This window comes from Cricetibacter osteomyelitidis (genome assembly GCF_004340985.1).
Lineage (GTDB): Bacteria > Pseudomonadota > Gammaproteobacteria > Enterobacterales > Pasteurellaceae > Cricetibacter > Cricetibacter osteomyelitidis.
The window spans coordinates 95,123-112,473 of record NZ_SLYB01000006.1 but is presented as its reverse complement, the minus strand read 5'-3'; the positions used below and the strand labels follow the sequence as shown (position 1 = coordinate 112,473).

Genomic DNA, 17,351 nt, shown 5'->3' with positions numbered 1-17,351 from the left:
ACTGCTTATTATAAACTCTATGGCTATTTAGATATTGGTTACGGTGTACGCACGGAAAAAGACGGCAAATATGCCTATTTACGCAAGGCGGCGGACTTAGGAAGTAGAGAGGCACAATATGCTATTGCAGAAATATTAGGAGACATTGACGATACAGAAACGCTGGAAATGCGACTAAAAATAGTTGAACAGTTGTATTTTTGCGCATCAGAACAAGGGCTTGGAATTGCCTCTGATAGATTGGGGATTCTTTTAAAAAGTACAGAGAGGTATGAAAAAGCCTTAGAATCTTTCCACCAAGGTGTAAAAAATGGTAACACTCAATCTGCATTATGGCTAGCTGACGGATTTAGCGGTAAAGCAAAAGAGGGGGAAATGGACTTTCTGAATTTATCTGAAGATCAAGAGCGTTCTAAACGATATCAGATTATTAAAACATACTTATCTTATAATGATTACCTCCAACCCACTGTTCCCGATTTAGATGATATTGTACCGTTGCCGCCCGCCCCGCTGCCCGAATGGGACGGCAAGATTGCTTTCCAACGTTGGTATGAGGGCGAAGCCCCGCCAAGACCGAGCGAAGCATTAATGTATCATCTGGCACGTCAGGCAGGCTTAGACCCTGACACAGGCTTTGATGAAACGACGGGCTTGCCGAAAGAAGTGAAAAAGAAAAAGTAGGCTAATCCCACCGCACTTTTTAAAAGCGCGGTGGTTATTTATTTTGTATCAACATTTTTGATTTTTTTCATTGTGTTTAGAGCGCCTTCCCATCATCAAAAAACGGTGTTGATTGATTATGAAGAGCCCAAACGGGCGGTCGGTTTTGTGATGGAGCATAATATGTTGGATAACTACTGGGATGACAGCGAGCATTCGCTTAATACCCGTGCACCGCATTTGGGCAAAAATTGTGTCACACCGATGCAAGATGTTTCCTCTATTGTAACCGGACAGGTGCTGTGGGATATCAATTATAATTTTTGTCAATCTTGGGACAGGCAAAATAATACCCAATGGGGGACAGATAATATTGAAACCGACTTGATGGAGCAGAGAAAACGGTTTGTGCGAACGGATTATCAACCGAACACGAAATTGGGTGCGGAGGGCAAGTTGTTAATGGCGCAAATCGTCCGCACATATGACGACCCCGATGTAGAAGACATCATGCAAGTCTATTTAAAAAACATCAAACAAACGACCAGCTATATTTATACGGAAAACCAATATTTCCGTTTTCCGCCGCTGGTTTCGGCATTTATCGAACATTGGGAGAGAATGCGCGGTGCAGGACGGGAAGGCCCGATTCACTGGTTTGCGATAACTAATTCGTCGGATGCGGGGATTGGTAAAGGAACAAAGACCACCAATGATATGTTAAGGTTATTAGGGCGGCAGGACGTTATGCCGAATGTGGCGAAAGCGGTTCGGGAGGAGGAATTGAAATGGCAGCTCAAGATATTGGATATTCAAGAGACAAAGGTAAGAAACGATGCGCTGAATTATATTCCCGCTGCCAAACCGTTATTAAATCAAAATCTGAAAACGGTGGAGGAACAGCGACAATGGGTTAGGCAGGAAATGACACGGATAGAGGCGTTGAAAACGGAAAATGCCGACACAGCGGATACCGCAGATGATAACGACGAGACCAAAGAGACGAATCTCACCCGAGAACTCGGCTATGAGCTTAGCGACAATCCGGGGATTAAGGCGCATATTTGCACGCTGATGCCGAAAGATAAAACGGGCAAGTATGTGCATACTTATAAGAAACAGGGGAAAGACGAACCGGCTGAAGTTTATGTGCATTCTAAGGTCACGATAATGGACGATGTGTTTACGTTTATCGGTTCGGCGAATTTGAATACGCGCAGTATGCAGTTGGATACTGAGTTGGGGATTTTAACCGAATGTCATGAAAGCACGCAGGCATTGCGTAAGCGTTTATGGGGATTGCATACCGGTAATAATCCGGCGGCGAATCCGGATAAGATGCACGATTATCAGGTGGCAGCAAAAGCATTTAGTTCATGGCAAGAAATCATTAATATAAATAAAAAAATAGCAAATTCTTATAATTGTGCTTTACGTGAATTTTTACGTACCGATCCGGATATCAGCCGTATGGATTAATGATGAAAGTTTTAAAATATTTATTTATCACAGTACTGATTTTAACCGTTGCAGCGGTTATTGGTTTTTATCATGTTATCGGTCAACTGGATATGGGCGGTGGGCCGAAATATCGCCAGACATCACAAGGATTAACCGACAAAGAGAAACGAAAGATGAACAACACAAAATTAACGCAACTCCAAGCTCATTTAGATTTTCAGTGTCAACACGAAGAACGTCCCGAACGCTCACAAGAAGTCCAACAACTGTATGATTACGCACTCTATTACGACCTGCACAATATGTGGACGGGCAAAAAAGGCGATGAGGTGTGGAACGGCTTAGCCCGTTTTTACCGTATTGCGGCATTAAACGGCGATTATAAAGCCAATTTACGTTTGCAATATCTCTTAAAAAGCGGGCGTATCAGTAGTCAGTTTCCGCAAAGTGAGGTACACAGCTTAAATGAACATTTTGCACAACAGCTGCCTGCAACTGCTTATTATAAACTCTATAGCTATTTAGATATTGGTTACGGTGTACGCACGGAAAAAGACGGCAAATATGCCTATTTACGCAAGGCGGCGGATTTAGGAAGTAGAGAGGCACAATATGCTATCGCAGAAATATTAGGAGATATTGATGATAAAGAGACTCTAGAAATGAGGCTAAAAATTACAGAACAGCTATATGCTTGTGCATCTGAACAAGGTCTAGGGAGTGCTTCTGATTATTTGGGATTGCGGTATGAAGGAAGAAAAGAATATACAAATGCGTTAAGAGCATTTCACCAAGGGGTAAAAAATGGCAGTAGTATTTCTGCAACTATTTTAGTTGAAATCTTTAAAAAAGAAAGTAAAGAAGATTATTTAACTAATTTAAAACTAGAATTGGATTCTGAACGTTCTCAACGTTACGAGATTATTTGGCGTTATTTATCTTATAACGACTATCTCCACCCCACTGTCCCCGATTTAGACGAGATAATACCACTTCCGCCCGCCCCGCTGCCCGAATGGGGCGGCAAGATTGCATTTCAACGTTGGTATGAGGGCGAAGCCCCGCCAAGACCAAGCGAAGCGTTAATGTATCATCTGGCACGCCAGGCAGGCTTAGATCCTGACACAGGCTTTGATGAAGCGACGGGCTTGCCGAAAGAAGTGAAAAAGAAAAAGTAGGCTAACCCCACCGCACTTTTTAAATTTTAAAAGCGCGGTGGTTAGGTGGTTATTTTGTATCAACATTTTTGATTTTTTCATTGTGCTATGAGATTTTTAAAATACCTGTTTGTCACCCTGTTATTTCTTGCTATCGCGGCGGTTATCGGTTTTTATCATATCATCGGTCAACTGGATATGGGGGGCGGGCCGAACTCCCGCCGTACCTCACAAGGATTAACCGACAAAGAGACAACTTAACGCTATACTTACCGAAAAACTTACCTGCAGCGATTTCATCCATGTTTTGCGTTGTGCCACAGATTTCTTCCTGTAACATTGATTTAAGGCTTAAATCTGCATACATCTGCTTAAGACGACGGTTTTCTTCTTCCAACTCGCGCAATCTACTGATTTCGGAAATCTCCATGCCACCGCGTATCTGGCGCGCCATTTATAATATGTCGCACTTGGATATCCCATGTTTACGGTACACATCTTTAACCATCATACCTGCTTCGGCTTCTTTTCAATACCGCAATAATTTGAGATTCACTCATTCGTTTTGTCATCATTTTCTCCAAGTTTTGTTGAGATATTCTACTATGGAGTTGTGTTATTTTAGGGGAAATTACATATTATTTTTATAAATGTATTAATATGTTTACAAATCTGTTTGCCATAAGATCGGATGAGTATCTTGATAGGATAGCTGCACTTTTTGTCCGATCGATAAGAATTGATTGGATTGTACTTTTATCTCCGTTAAGGTTGCGCTGCCAACAATTTGAATCTGATACTGATAATATTGTCCTAAAAATTGTTTATGTAAAATCAGACCATTACCTTGTAAATTCGGAACAATATGAATGTGATGGGGGCGGATAAGCCATTGAAGTGCGGTATTTTTTTTCGCTGTTTTACCATTTGCCAAATTGATTTCATCATTAAGCTGCTGTACACCAAAAAGCGAATGGAGCCGATTTTTCTCATCAATATAACAATCAATATAGTTACAACTGCCAAGAAATTCTGCTACAAATTTACAGTTGGGTTGATAATAGAGTTTATCCGTTTCTCCGCTTTGAATAATTTTACCGTCTTTCATTAAGGCAATTTTATCCGCAAAAGCAAAGGCTTCTTCTTTGCTGTGTGTGACAAAAATCGCTGAAATGCCTTGTTGTTTTAAAATTTGCTTAATTTCGTCAATCATTTGATAGCGTATCTGGCTATCAATATTGGAAAACGGCTCGTCCAACAGTAAAAGTTGCGGTTGACAAGCTAAGGCACGGGCGATTGCCACACGTTGTTGCTGGCCGCCGGAGAGTTGGTGGGGATAGCGATTTTCCAGACCGCTTAAATGTACTAGATTAAGCATATCGTACAAAATTCGTTGTTTTTCATCCGCACTTTTTTTGTCCAGACCAAATTGAATATTTTGTGCCACAGTTAAATGGGGAAAGAGTGCGTAATCCTGAAAAATAAAGCCAATGTTGCGTTGTTCTACCGGAACCGAGGTAAGATCTTGTCCCTGTAACAAAATCTTTCCTTGACTAATTGGTTGTAAACCGGCAATGGCTTTTAATAAGGTCGTTTTACCACAGCCACTTGCACCCAATAAACATAAAATTTCATTGTGTGCCAGCTGAAGATCGAGATTGTGTAAAACGATTTGTTGGTTGTATTGACAATTAATGGATTGAATTTTGAGATGAGACATTATCGATCCCTTTGCGTGGTTAAAATAAGTGAGCGGGTAAGCCAAATAACCGGCATTAATCCAACTAGAATCAGGGTTAAGGCGGGTAAAGCAGCGTTTTCCAGTTGCTCGTCTGATGTAAAAGCAAAAACATAAGTAGCTAAGGTATCAAAATTGAAAGGTCGTAGTAATAAGGATGCATTAAGTTCTTTCATACATTCAATAAAAACCATTAAAAGTGCGGTTAAAATTCCTTTAGAAAGTAACGGAAAATGTACTTTTTTTAACATTTTTATGCCGTTTGTACCTAAACTTTGGCTTGCCATATCTAAGGTTGGCGCAATTTTTTGTAGGGAGGTTTGAATGCCACCCAATGCCATCGCAGAAAAGCGGATCACATAGGCTGATACTAAGGCAAAAATTGAGCCGGAAAAAATTAAACCTACCGGGGATAAATCCAACCATTTGAGTAATGCGTTCAGCTGATGATCGGCAAAGGTATAGGGAATTAAGATACCTATGGCTAATACCGTACCGGGAATAGCATAACTTAAACCGGAAAGATGTAAGGCATATTGGGTCGTTTTCTGAATTGCTTTTGAGCGAAGATTTAAACGTTGATAAAAATGCAATAATAGCGCAAAAATAATGCAGATTATTGAGGCAATAACAGAAATTAATAAACTGTTATAAGCGTATTCAGTGAAATAACGTAATTGTGCCTGTTCAAAATAATGGATTGCCCAATAGCTCAATTGCAGGGTGGGAATGAAAAAGGCAAATGCCACTAAACTCCAGCAATAACCTTGTACGAAAATGCATTTTATACCACTTAATCGTTTGAGTTCCGTTTTCTTTTCATAACCTCGCTGATAGGTTTTTTGTTTGCGCCGACTGTAATTTTCCAAAATTAATAAGCTGAAAATCAATAATAGAATAAAAACAGATAGCTGCGATGCTGTTGCTAAATCGCCCAAGCCTAGCCAGGTATCATAAACCGCGGTAGTCAAAGTAGGAACGGCAAAGTAGGAAACGGTACCGAAATCGCCTAATGTTTCCATTGCAACCAAGGCGCAACCAACAGCGATTGCCGGTCGGACGAGGGGAAAAATGACTTTTTGTAATAATTTTCGTGGTGTTGCGCCCAATAATCTGGCACTCTGAATTAAGTTTTCGCTTTGTTCCAATAGTGCTAAGCGAACCAGTAAAAAAATGTAAGGATACAATACCAACGCCAACACAATACAGGCTCCGCCCAACGTGCGGATTGGCGGAAACCAGTAATCCTGACCGCTTTGCCAGGTAAAGGTCTGGCGTAAAAAAACTTGTACCGGACCGGCATAGTCTAACAGATCCGTATAAAGATAACCGACCAGATAAGCCGGCATAGCCAAAGGAAGGCAGAGCAGCCATTGCAGAATTCGTTGTCCGCGAAATTGATATTGAGAAACAAACCATGCGCAAGGTAAAGCAAAAATTAAGCTAAAAAAAACCGTGCCGATTACCAAAAGTACTGAATTGGCTACATAATCGGTGAAAACCGTTTGCCAAAGATGCTGAATATTTTGCCAATTAACTGTCCAGGATTGATAAAAAATCGAAATAATCGGCTGGATAAAGAACAGCGTAATAAAAAGTGCGGTCAGAAACCACATTATTTTGCTTAATTTAGCGGAAAAGAAAGGCATTAGTGATTCAAATTTGCGAGTGATTAAATGAGAATGATTATAACATAAATTTACACCGGTTTTAGTTAAAAATAGCTGATATGAGGAGGATGATAGCTTATTGTCAGGTAGTATACGATGGTTAAAAATGAAATAGGATGATTAAAATTTTTAGAAAATAATAAGATAATCAAAAATATGTCGAGAAAGATAACTGTGTGGATAATGAGGCGATGCGTTTTTTTGAGTAGGGAATATGGCGATATATTAAAGCTGAGAAGAAACTTGAGCAGGCTATTTGCAAATACATATTTTATTACAATCATGAGTATATTCATTAAAAACTAAAAGGACGGAATACAGCATCAATACTGTATTTCGTCCTCGAATTAGCTTAAACAAGCCGATTTGCCGGATAACATATTGAAATTACAAATCAAACTTTACTTCATCAATTAATTTGAGTGCTTTATCATAATTTTCAGCGATTTTGCTGATTGGTAAGGCATCTTTATCAAACGTTCCCCAGGATTTAACGAGAGCAGAAGGTTCTACACCTGTTTTAACCGGATATTCGTGGTTTAATTCTGCATATAATTGTTGTGCTTTATCGCCACTTAAATATTCAGCCAGTTTAACGGCATTTTCTTTGTTCGGAGCATATTTGGCGATTGCGATGCCACTGATATTGATATGCGTGCCTTGTGCATTCTGGTTCGGGAAGTTGATGTAAACCGATTCCGCCCAGGCTCGTTGATTATCATCTTCTAACATTTTGCCGTAGTAATAGCTGTTACCTAACGCATAATCGCAAATACCTTCTTTTATTGCTTTCACTTGATCACGGTCACCACCTTGCGGTTTTTGTGCTAAATTGGCTTTTAAACCCTCTAAAAAGGCTTTGGCTTTCGCTTCACCGTCGTGGGCGATCATTGATGCAATTAATGAAACATTGTAAGCGTGTTTACCGGAACGCACACAAACTTTGCCTTTTAACTCAGGTTTTGCTAAATCGTAATAAGTGAAATCCTGCGGTAATCTGCCGACACGATCTTTTGAGGTATAAATGGCACGTGCACGAGTGGTTAATGCAAACCATTGACCTTTATCGTCACGATACTGTGTAGGAATATTTTTTTCTAATACTGGGCTGTGTATCGGTTGTGCCAGTCCTGCATTTACGATCTCCATAACACGTTTGATGTCAACAGTGAGTAATACATCCGCTTTACTCAGTTCGCCTTCACGTTTTACCCGTTCAACTAATCCTTTATTGTCAAAAAGTGTATTAACTTTGATTCCGGTATCTTTTTCAAATTCTTTTAAAATCGGTTCGATAAGATAAACCTGGCGATAAGAATAAACATTCACTTCACCGCTAGCCAAGGCACCACTTGAAATTAAGCTTGCTAAGGCTAAAGCTGTAAATGATTTTTTCATAAAACTCTCCTTAAGTATGATTAGGCAAAATTGCGCTAAATATTAGATAAGTTAATTGATAAAATGTCAATAAGAATTATTCTTATTTGATGTCTGTGTGGCGTAGCACAATTAACAAGAAAACGGGGAAATCAGATAAACTTCCCCTTGGCGTTAAAATCAATGTAAAAGTGCGGTCATATTATTGCCAATATTTTTTCTTGGAGGTTTGCCCAATACCAGGGTTAAAGCTATTGGTCGGATCCAAGGCTTTATAGAATTGACGTAATTCAGGTTTAGCCTGATATAGATGCCCGACATTATGTTCGGCAGGATATTCTGCACCACGTTGATTTAATAAGGCTAACATTTGATGCTCTAATTCCATGCAATCATTACCTTTTTTAATAATGTAGTCTTGATGGAATACGTGACACATAAAATGTCCGTAATATAGTTTATGGATAATTTTATTTTCGATTTCTGTTGGTAATTTTTCAAACCACGCTTTATCGTTACGACGTAATGCAACATCCAATGCAACAATATCTTCAACTTCTTTTTCGTGAATTGCGCGATAGCGGATTGCCGCTGAAGCTACCGCAAAACGGTGTAACATTGCGGCTTGGGTTTCTTCCGCATTACATTGGAAATAATTCCCTTTGGATTTATCCGCAAAGTAGGATTTTAAATAATCTTGTGCTTCTTTAACACCGGTTCCACCAAATTTTACAATTAAATGGTGTTCATATTGATCACGGTATTGCCATAGGATTTTTGGCAAGTGCTGCGGTAAAATTTTAGCAATCAGTTGCATAATTTTGTCGCTTGGATCATTAGGTAAAAAGCTGACTTTTTTAGCAATACGATCTACTTTTGCTTTTAAGGCAAACAGTTTTGGTAGCCAGTGTGTACCGAATTTTTTGATCACCCAGAAAGTGTCTTTACCGTATTTGGCTGCAATATCAAACGCATCACGGTGAATATACTCACCTGAAATAGGCAATTGTTGAAAATTGGCAAGTATATGCCGGCGGATATCGTTTAATACATTCGTATCATTGGTTCCAATATAAAAAACAGCAGTTTCTTTTTCCATTGGAAAGGTATCTAAACGTACAGCGAAAACGGCAAGTCTACCCGCACTACCTGATGTTTCATAATGACGGGCGGGATCCGCATTGAAGCGGGCTGGAGAGTTTTCATCTACTTGACGCACATGATGACAATAAGAATGATCATGACCTTTACCGCAGTCATGTTGAATATCTTTACGTTGATAACGCTGGTTCTGGAGATTTTCTAAAATTTCTTCCGGCTCATCACCTAATTCAATACCCAAATGATTTTTTAATTCAAGTTCACCTTGTTCATTAAGTTGGGCATAAATTGCCATTTCGGTATATGCCGGACCACGTTGTACTAGAGCACCACCGGAGTTATTACATACGCCGCCAATCACTGATGCGCCGATACAGGATGAACCAATAACGGAATGAGGTTCACGACTATGGGCTTTTAGGGTTATTTCCAATTCATTTAACGTTGAACCTGGTAGACAGACGGCTTGTTCCGCATTATTGATCAATTGGATACCGTTCATGCGCATAGTATTGATGATAACAATATCACGATCATAATCGTCTCCGCTTGGCGTTGAGCCTCCCGTTAAACCGGTATTTGCTGCCTGGCTGATAATAATTGTATCTGCCGCTACGCAAACTTTTAATACCTGCCAATATTCAACTAAATTAGCAGGTCTGACAACAGCGATAGCACTTCCCGTACCGAAACGGTAACCACTACGGTAATGTTCTGTTTTTGCAGGATCGGTAATAATGAATTTATTACCAATAATATCAGTTAATTGATCAATCAGTTGTTGTGTTGTTATAGCCATAAGTTGTTACCTTTTTGTTGGATAAATTAACAACATTATAACAAACACTGATTGGCTGTAAATTGGAATTATGAGGCGAAAAACAGGTGGTTGATGGTTGCCTCTAAACGGGCAATGTAAGGCTGGTTGTCGTTGAGGTTTCCCGCGGTCGCAAACGTGTCTAAAATGATACCGCACTTTCCGTCAACGGTGTAATGATCGAAAGACATTAATATATGGATAAAGGCAGAAGATGTTGACTTGAAGGAAAAATAGTCGTGAATCAAAATTCCATGAAAAATGACCGCACTTTTGAGTGAAAACTAAAAGTGGGCTGCACCTTAATTAGTTGGTTTGGTATCCAATATTTAGGGGACAGCCCACTTCAACAATAAAATGAGCAATAACGGATTACTGTACGATAATTAATCCCTGACAACCTTTATCGGCCAATAAGAGATTGGCAGCACCGAAGCTAAAAGGGTAATTATTGGATGAGGTATGTTCAAATTTCACCAGAATTTTGGTTTCACCACTGATCCAAACCGTGTCTTGCCAGCTGATATCTGAATCATCCACCGGTTGACCATCGACGCTTTCGACGATAAATTTTGCCCCCTGCATATAAAATCCGGTGGCTTCATTTGCCGTTAACGTCCAACGTTCCAAGCTGTCGAGCTTGGCGCTGACATCAATACGGCGAGGATCAAAACGGCGTTGGTTGATCATAAAACTTTTTGTATCAAGATGAAATTTGCGTTCCTGTACAATTGGTTGTGTCGGTCTTTCCGCAGCGACAAACCGGTAATTTTTTTGACTGTCAAAAGCGGATGGTAAACCTTCGGGGCGTAATTCCAATACGGTATTATCATGCAATTCATTATCGGCACTGAAAAAAGCACCGACTTTATCGAAGAAACTGCGTTTTGCCCCGCTAATCAGTGAAATATTATCACCTTCATTGAGATTAACGACGATTTCCGCACGTTCGCCGGGCGATAAGAAAATTGATTTGACCGATTTGCTTTGCGGCAAAAATCCCGTACCGCGACCGATTAATAAAAATTCGCGATCATCATCGAAATGTAACGGATAAGTTCGGCTTAAGGAGGCATTCAAAATACGTAATCGCACCCAGCCGCGTGGCACGGTAAGATAAGGGGATTCTTGTCCGTTGACAAATAAGCGTTCGCCGAGAAATTGCGGTTGATTTGCCTGAAATAATTGCGTACCGCTACTGTTTAAAGTCATATCCTGCAAAATCAACGGAATATCATCCACACCGTATTTGCTAGGTAAATTTGATTTGCGGGTTTCATTATCTTCAACGATCCACATTCCCACTAATCCGCGGTAAGTTTGATAAGCGGAGTGCATTAAGGTATCGCTGCGATACCAACAAGTCGAGGTGGTTTGAGTGACTTGAACGACCGGAGCCCAGGATTGTTTGGGGTTGAGTGCCTGCATTACGCCGCCGAGCGACTCACCGGAAGTTTGCAAACCCTGAATAGTCACGGATACTGCATGGGGCAGGTTATTGTGATACATCAATTTGACATAATCACCTTGCTTTACTTTAACGGTCGGGCCCAAGTAATGACCGTTGAATCCCCAAACTTCAACTGTTTTTTTTTCTAATAATGCGGTCTGCGTTTCTTGCATTGTCAGCAGAATCGGGCGGCCGCGGCGGCTTTCCATTAACGGCGGAATAACTAATGGCGGGCGACTTGCTGCCAACGCCGCCTGAGGTAAAGATGCAAGTGCGGTTGCAATTAAAGAAGTTTTTAACAAATCTCGTCTGGTGCAACTTTTCATATTTCGCCCTAATGTGAAGCCTGTGCGATTTCCGCATCTAATTCGGCAATACGCTTTTCCATCACTTGATGGCAATATTCTGCTAATTCACGCACGTTTTCGCGATTATAAGCGGAAGTATCAATCGGTTGTAAAATTTCACAAATTACTTTGCCGTTATTCCAACGATTCAAATCGATTTTGTTATGGGTGGTGGAACAAACTACCGGAATGATCGGTACGCCTGCTAAAATAGCCGCATGAAATGCACCGGTTTTAAACGGCAATAAACCGCGGCCGCGGCTGCGAGTGCCTTCCGGGAACATCCAAATGGACAGGTTTTCATCATTAATCCGTTGTGCTAATTCTCCCATGGTGCCGTGTGCTTTAGAGCGGTTTTCACGGTCAATCAGAATATTGCCCGTCACCCAATACAAAATGCCGAAAAACGGTATCCAGATCAGACTTTTTTTGCCTACGGTTACGGTACGGGGTAAGACCATGTAAGAAATGGTGATCATATCATAGTTATTTTGGTGATTGCCGATATAAACGCTGCGACTGAATTTATCCGCATCTTTTGGAAAACGATGTTCCACTTCCAAACCGAATAGGGGATGCAGCCGTCCGAACCAACGGGCAAATACGCCGACATTACTTGGGTGACGGAAGCGGATCAGAGAGTAAATCGTGCCAAATATACAAATTAAAATACAACAAAAAACCACAATAATAATTCTTAATAATTTTAACATCTTTTACTCCTTCTTATTTTTTGTGCAAGTATAACGAAAATAAGGGAATAAGGGTATAAATCCGAGAAAAAAAGTATAATAATAAGAATAAATTTTCTATTTCGAGATGATATGAATAAAACTTATTTTATTGCAGATTTACATTTAAGTGAAAATCGACCGCACTTAACCGCATTATTTACGGATTTTATGCAGAATTTAGCGGTGAAGGCGGAGGCGGTGTATATTCTGGGCGATTTATTTGATTTTTGGATTGGCGATGATGAATCCTCAGAATTAATCGACATCGTGCAACAGCAGATTAAACAACTTACGGACAAACGGATTCCCTGTTATTTTATTCACGGCAATCGGGATTTTCTGATCGGAAAAACATTTGCCGAACAATGCGGTTTAATTTTGTTACCGGAATATCAAGTGGTAAATTTATATGGCGAAAATATTTTAATTTGTCACGGTGATACATTGTGTACGGATGATGTGAAATATCAGCAATTTCGCCGCAAAGTCCATCAAAAATGGCGACAAAAATTATTTTTATGTCTGCCGCTTAAAGTGCGGTTAAAAATCGCCGAGAAAATCCGCAGTAAAAGTAAGTGGGACAAACAATACAAATCCGCTGAAATTATGGATGTAAATCCGAATTTTGTGCTACAAACTTTCGATAAATTCAACGTGCAAAAAATCATTCACGGTCACACTCATCGACAAGATATCCACCAAATTCCACCGCACTTTACCCGTATTGTGCTAGGGGATTGGGGTGATACGGCCTCAGTGTTAGAAGTGAGTGAAAACGGAGAACGGTTTTTATAGTTCAATTTTCATTATAATGAAAATTGGCTAGTTCCCTTTTACATCAATAATAAATACTTCGGATTGCGAACCTAAACGCAATGGAATGCCCCAAAATCCGAAGCCGGAAGTGACAAAAAAGTGGCTTCCATTGATTTTTTCATAGCCGTAATCTAAACGATAAAGCATTTTTGTGATTAAATTTGCCGGGAAAATCTGCCCTTTGTGAGCGTGGCCGGATACTTGAATATCAATAGGCTGTTGCGAATTTTCAACGATTTCGCTCGGGCGGTGATCCAACACAAAAATCGGCAGTTTGGTATTCAGTGGTTTAAGCAATTCCGCAGTGCTTGGGCGGTTGCGAACTAAATCGTCGTTGCGACCCACTAGCACAAATTCATTATTTATGACCGCACTTTCATCCCACAACACTTTAATACCTGCTTTTTCGATTTCTCTGCGAATAGCATTTTGATGACCGAAAAAGTCGTGATTGCCCAAGGTGGCATACACACCGAGGGGTGCTTTCAGTTTGGCTAAATGCGGTTGCATATTTTCCGCCACATAAGCGTTGGTGTTATCATCCATAATATCACCGGGCAACAGCACTAAATCCGGCTTTTCCTGTTGGATGATATTTGCCAGTTTATCTAACTGTTTTGAACCGAATAACACGCCTAAATGAAAATCGCTTGCCATAGCAATACGTAGTGGTTTCAATGGTTTATCAATGGTAATGGAATAATGAATCACTCTTGGCGTGTAAGCGTTATACAGGCTGAGAGCGAATAAAAAAATCAGGCCAATCGGATAAAATACTTTCAAACCAAGATTTAATGCGTTGTGAGAAATCACACTGCGTAATAAGCGGAAACACGCCGCCATCGCAATGGTGACAAAAGACGAATAGAGTAGAAACACCAGCATCCACGCCATTTCGCGATAAATCGTGATCACTTGAGTGAAATGCAGTACCATTAAAGCATTGGGAATAATGAAAATCAGCAACGCTAACACACGACGACCACGGTGGCTTAGTTTTCCGCTGAAAATCCAGTACATTGTGCGAGTAAAAATATAAATAAATAGTTGTAAGGCGACAAATGCCGCCCCAAATATAACGTAATAATGCGTACCCACGGGAAGTCCTTTGTTAGAAATTTGAGTGGATATTTTACATTAAGATTGCAAAAATGCCTATGGTGAAACCTACGGCACACATATTAGCTATAAAAAAACAATGTCCCCCTTGAAATTCCCAAAACGGATGCTATTTAATTATCGTGAACATATTATGTTAAAAAGGATACGATTATGAACATTGAAAAATTTACTACAAAATTCCAGCAGGCCTTGGCGGAAGCTCAATCCTTTGCTTTAGGAAAAGACAATCAATTTATCGAACCTGTCCACGTTTTGAACGCATTGTTAAAACAAGAAGGCGGTTCTATTGCACCGATCCTGACTGCAACCGGTGCAAATTTGGCGGTGTTACGTCAAGAATTAAATAACGAACTCAATAAATTACCGCAAATTTCCGGCACCGGCGGCGATGTACAATTATCCCGTCAGACTGTGAATTTATTGAATTTATGCGACAAAATCGCTCAACAACGACAAGATAAATTTATTTCATCAGAATTATTTTTGCTTGCCGTTTTAGAAGAGCAGGGTGTATTGGGCAAATTGCTCGAAAAGTGCGGTGTAAAGAAACAAAATTTAATTAATGCCATCGAACAAGTACGCGGAGGACAACAAGTGAACGAGCAAAATGCGGAAGAAAACCGTCAGGCATTAGAAAAATATACTATTGATTTAACCGCTCGGGCTGAAAGCGGAAAATTGGATCCGGTAATTGGTCGCGATGAAGAAATCCGTCGTGCTATTCAGGTATTGCAACGTCGTACCAAAAACAATCCGGTGTTAATCGGTGAACCGGGTGTGGGTAAAACCGCCATTGTGGAAGGTTTGGCACAACGGATCGTCAACGGTGAAGTGCCGGAAGGTTTGAAAAACAAACGGGTGCTTTCCTTGGATATGGGGGCGTTAATTGCCGGGGCGAAATATCGCGGTGAATTTGAAGAACGTTTAAAAGCGGTACTTAACGAGCTTGCCAAAGAAGAAGGCCGTGTGATTTTGTTTATTGATGAAATTCACACCATGGTGGGAGCGGGCAAAACCGATGGAGCAATGGATGCGGGCAACTTGTTAAAACCAAGTCTGGCACGCGGCGAATTGCACTGTGTGGGGGCGACTACGTTGGACGAATATCGCCAATACATTGAAAAAGACGCGGCATTGGAACGCCGTTTCCAAAAAGTGTTTGTGGGCGAGCCGAGTGTGGAAGATACCATTGCCATTTTGCGTGGTTTGAAAGAACGTTACGAACTGCACCATCACGTGCAAATCACTGACCCGGCGATTGTGGCGGCAGCGACGTTATCGCACCGCTATATCAGCGACCGTCAGTTGCCGGATAAAGCCATTGACTTGATCGACGAAGCGGCAAGCTCGATCCGTATGGAAATCGATTCCAAACCGCAACCATTGGATCGTCTTGATCGCCGTATTATCCAATTGAAATTGGAACAACAGGCATTGAAAAAAGAAGAAGATGATGCCAGCCGTAAACGTTTGGAAATGTTAGAAAGCGAATTAGCGGAAAAAGAACGGGAATATGCCGAGCTGGAAGAGGTGTGGAAAAGCGAAAAAGCCGCACTTTCCGGTACTCAACATATTAAAGCTGAATTGGAAAACGCTCGCACCCAAATGGAACAAGCCCGTCGTGCCGGTGATTTAAATCGAATGTCCGAATTGCAATACGGCGTAATTCCGTCATTAGAAAAACAGCTGGCACAAGCTGATGCGGCCGAAGGTAAAGAAATGACTTTATTGCGTTATCGCGTAACAGACGAAGAAATTGCCGAAGTGCTTTCTCGTGCTACCGGTATTCCGGTTGCCAAAATGATGGAAGGCGAGAAAGAAAAATTGCTGCGGATGGAAGAGGAATTGCATAAACGTGTCATCGGTCAAAGCGAGGCGGTGGAAGCCGTGGCGAACGCCATTCGTCGTAGCCGTGCAGGATTATCTGATCCAAATCGTCCGATTGGTTCGTTCCTGTTCTTAGGTCCGACCGGTGTGGGTAAAACCGAGTTGTGTAAAACTTTGGCAAATTTTATGTTTGACGATGAAAACGCAATGGTGCGGATCGATATGTCTGAGTTTATGGAAAAACACAGCGTGTCCCGTTTAGTGGGTGCACCACCGGGATATGTGGGTTATGAAGAGGGCGGTTATTTAACCGAAGCGGTACGCCGCCGCCCGTATTCTGTGATTTTATTGGACGAAGTGGAAAAAGCACACAGTGATGTGTTCAATATCTTATTGCAAGTGTTAGATGACGGCCGTTTAACCGACGGTCAGGGACGCACCGTAGATTTTCGCAATACGGTGGTGATTATGACATCCAACCTAGGTTCGGATCTCATTCAAGGCGGCACCAACGAAACCTACGATGAAATGAAAACCTTGGTTATGAGCGTGGTTAGCCAACATTTCCGTCCGGAATTTATCAACCGTATTGACGAAACTGTGGTGTTCCACCCGTTAGGTCGCGAAAACATTAAAGCTATTGCAAATATTCAATTACAACGTTTGGTAAAACGTATGGAAACTCACGGCTATCACATTAAGTTCAGTGATAGTGCGTTAGATTTTATCGCAGAAATCGGTTATGACCCAATCTACGGAGCAAGACCGCTTAAACGGGCAATCCAAAACGAAGTGGAAAACCCACTTGCCCAACAAATTTTATCCGGCAGATTATTACCGGAAAAATTGATTACGGTGGATTGTATCGACGGCCGAATTGTGGCGAATCAATAAAGCTTTTTGAAAATCGACCGCATTTTCAGTGAAACGATACTAAAAATTCAAAGGATTCGGTTTGACATCTTTTCAAACCGAATCCTTTTTGCATTTAAAGGGTATTTTCGGTAGAATCTGCAGGATTTTTATTTATAAATAAGAAAACAATATAAAGAACATTTAACGAGAAAAACA

Annotated in this window: 13 protein-coding genes; 6 read left to right on the top strand and 7 right to left on the bottom strand. The window is 40.8% G+C overall.

Annotated features, from left to right (window positions below; all coding sequences use genetic code 11):
• From EDC44_RS04520 to EDC44_RS12950, 4 genes are all read left to right on the top strand, one after another.
• Positions 1-684, top strand: a 684-nt coding sequence (locus EDC44_RS04520) for a DUF6396 domain-containing protein (protein ID WP_131975800.1), incomplete at its 5' end; no start/stop codon positions are given.
• 72 nt (positions 685-756) lie between these two features.
• Positions 757-2,142 (top strand): phospholipase D-like domain-containing protein, encoded by a 1,386-nt coding sequence (locus tag EDC44_RS04515; protein WP_243647906.1) that lies wholly within the window; start codon positions 757-759, stop codon positions 2,140-2,142.
• The gene (locus EDC44_RS04510; RefSeq protein ID WP_131975798.1) at positions 2,142-3,302 is read left to right on the top strand and encodes a DUF6396 domain-containing protein; all 1,161 of its coding nucleotides are present in this window, start codon (positions 2,142-2,144) and stop codon (positions 3,300-3,302) included. The genes EDC44_RS04515 and EDC44_RS04510 overlap by 1 nt, the downstream gene beginning before the upstream one ends.
• An 87-nt stretch (positions 3,303-3,389) precedes the next feature.
• Positions 3,390-3,542 (top strand): hypothetical protein, encoded by a 153-nt coding sequence (locus tag EDC44_RS12950; protein WP_165870223.1) that lies wholly within the window; start codon positions 3,390-3,392, stop codon positions 3,540-3,542.
• A 403-nt stretch (positions 3,543-3,945) separates the two neighbouring features.
• Here EDC44_RS12950 and EDC44_RS04505 read toward each other — a convergent pair whose 3' ends face one another.
• The 6 genes from EDC44_RS04505 to EDC44_RS04480 form a co-directional block, all read right to left on the bottom strand.
• The gene (locus EDC44_RS04505; RefSeq protein WP_131975796.1) at positions 3,946-5,001 is read right to left on the bottom strand and encodes an ABC transporter ATP-binding protein; all 1,056 of its coding nucleotides are present in this window, start codon (positions 4,999-5,001) and stop codon (positions 3,946-3,948) included.
• Positions 5,001-6,668 carry an ABC transporter permease gene (locus tag EDC44_RS04500; RefSeq protein WP_131975794.1) on the bottom strand — a complete coding sequence of 556 codons (1,668 nt, stop codon included), beginning with the start codon at positions 6,666-6,668 and terminating at the stop codon, positions 5,001-5,003. Before EDC44_RS04500 ends, EDC44_RS04505 begins: the two co-directional genes overlap by 1 nt.
• Positions 6,669-7,076: 408 nt before the next feature.
• Positions 7,077-8,087 carry a Fe(3+) ABC transporter substrate-binding protein gene (locus tag EDC44_RS04495; RefSeq protein ID WP_131975792.1) on the bottom strand — a complete coding sequence of 337 codons (1,011 nt, stop codon included), beginning with the start codon at positions 8,085-8,087 and terminating at the stop codon, positions 7,077-7,079.
• Positions 8,088-8,268: 181 nt separating this feature from the next.
• Positions 8,269-9,966, bottom strand: coding sequence for a D-lactate dehydrogenase (dld, locus tag EDC44_RS04490; RefSeq protein WP_424276098.1), 1,698 nt, complete (start codon positions 9,964-9,966; stop codon positions 8,269-8,271).
• Between the two features lie 390 nt (positions 9,967-10,356).
• Positions 10,357-11,760: a multicopper oxidase domain-containing protein gene (locus EDC44_RS04485; RefSeq protein WP_131975790.1), complete on the bottom strand. Its 1,404-nt coding sequence runs from the start codon at positions 11,758-11,760 to the stop codon at positions 10,357-10,359.
• A gap of 8 nt (positions 11,761-11,768) precedes the next feature.
• Positions 11,769-12,494, bottom strand: coding sequence for a 1-acylglycerol-3-phosphate O-acyltransferase (locus tag EDC44_RS04480; RefSeq protein WP_131975788.1), 726 nt, complete (start codon positions 12,492-12,494; stop codon positions 11,769-11,771).
• Positions 12,495-12,605: 111 nt separating this feature from the next.
• On the opposite strand from EDC44_RS04480, the gene lpxH reads away from it, so the two are divergent.
• Complete coding sequence (lpxH, locus tag EDC44_RS04475; RefSeq protein ID WP_131975786.1) at positions 12,606-13,310, top strand: UDP-2,3-diacylglucosamine diphosphatase; 705 nt, start codon at positions 12,606-12,608, stop codon at positions 13,308-13,310.
• A 27-nt stretch (positions 13,311-13,337) separates the two neighbouring features.
• On the opposite strand, the gene EDC44_RS04470 is transcribed toward lpxH, so the two are convergent.
• Complete coding sequence (locus tag EDC44_RS04470; RefSeq protein WP_131975784.1) at positions 13,338-14,429, bottom strand: metallophosphoesterase; 1,092 nt, start codon at positions 14,427-14,429, stop codon at positions 13,338-13,340.
• 174 nt (positions 14,430-14,603) lie between these two features.
• Between EDC44_RS04470 and clpB the strand changes: the two genes are divergently transcribed.
• Positions 14,604-17,174 carry an ATP-dependent chaperone ClpB gene (clpB, locus tag EDC44_RS04465; RefSeq protein WP_131975782.1) on the top strand — a complete coding sequence of 857 codons (2,571 nt, stop codon included), beginning with the start codon at positions 14,604-14,606 and terminating at the stop codon, positions 17,172-17,174.
• The last annotated feature ends 177 nt before the right edge of the window (positions 17,175-17,351 follow it).

Bases quoted from the DNA above. Each gene is read 5' to 3' on its own strand.
- EDC44_RS04510 (WP_131975798.1), top strand. From the start codon at position 2,142: ATGATGAAAGTTTTAAAATATTTATTTATCACAGTACTGATTTTAACC.
- EDC44_RS12950 (WP_165870223.1), top strand. From the start codon at position 3,390: ATGAGATTTTTAAAATACCTGTTTGTCACCCTGTTATTTCTTGCTATC.
- EDC44_RS04505 (WP_131975796.1), bottom strand. From the start codon at position 5,001: ATGTCTCATCTCAAAATTCAATCCATTAATTGTCAATACAACCAACAA.
- EDC44_RS04500 (WP_131975794.1), bottom strand. From the start codon at position 6,668: ATGCCTTTCTTTTCCGCTAAATTAAGCAAAATAATGTGGTTTCTGACC.
- EDC44_RS04495 (WP_131975792.1), bottom strand. From the start codon at position 8,087: ATGAAAAAATCATTTACAGCTTTAGCCTTAGCAAGCTTAATTTCAAGT.
- dld (WP_424276098.1), bottom strand. From the start codon at position 9,966: ATGGCTATAACAACACAACAACTGATTGATCAATTAACTGATATTATT.
- EDC44_RS04485 (WP_131975790.1), bottom strand. From the start codon at position 11,760: ATGAAAAGTTGCACCAGACGAGATTTGTTAAAAACTTCTTTAATTGCA.
- EDC44_RS04480 (WP_131975788.1), bottom strand. From the start codon at position 12,494: ATGTTAAAATTATTAAGAATTATTATTGTGGTTTTTTGTTGTATTTTA.
- lpxH (WP_131975786.1), top strand. From the start codon at position 12,606: ATGAATAAAACTTATTTTATTGCAGATTTACATTTAAGTGAAAATCGA.
- clpB (WP_131975782.1), top strand. From the start codon at position 14,604: ATGAACATTGAAAAATTTACTACAAAATTCCAGCAGGCCTTGGCGGAA.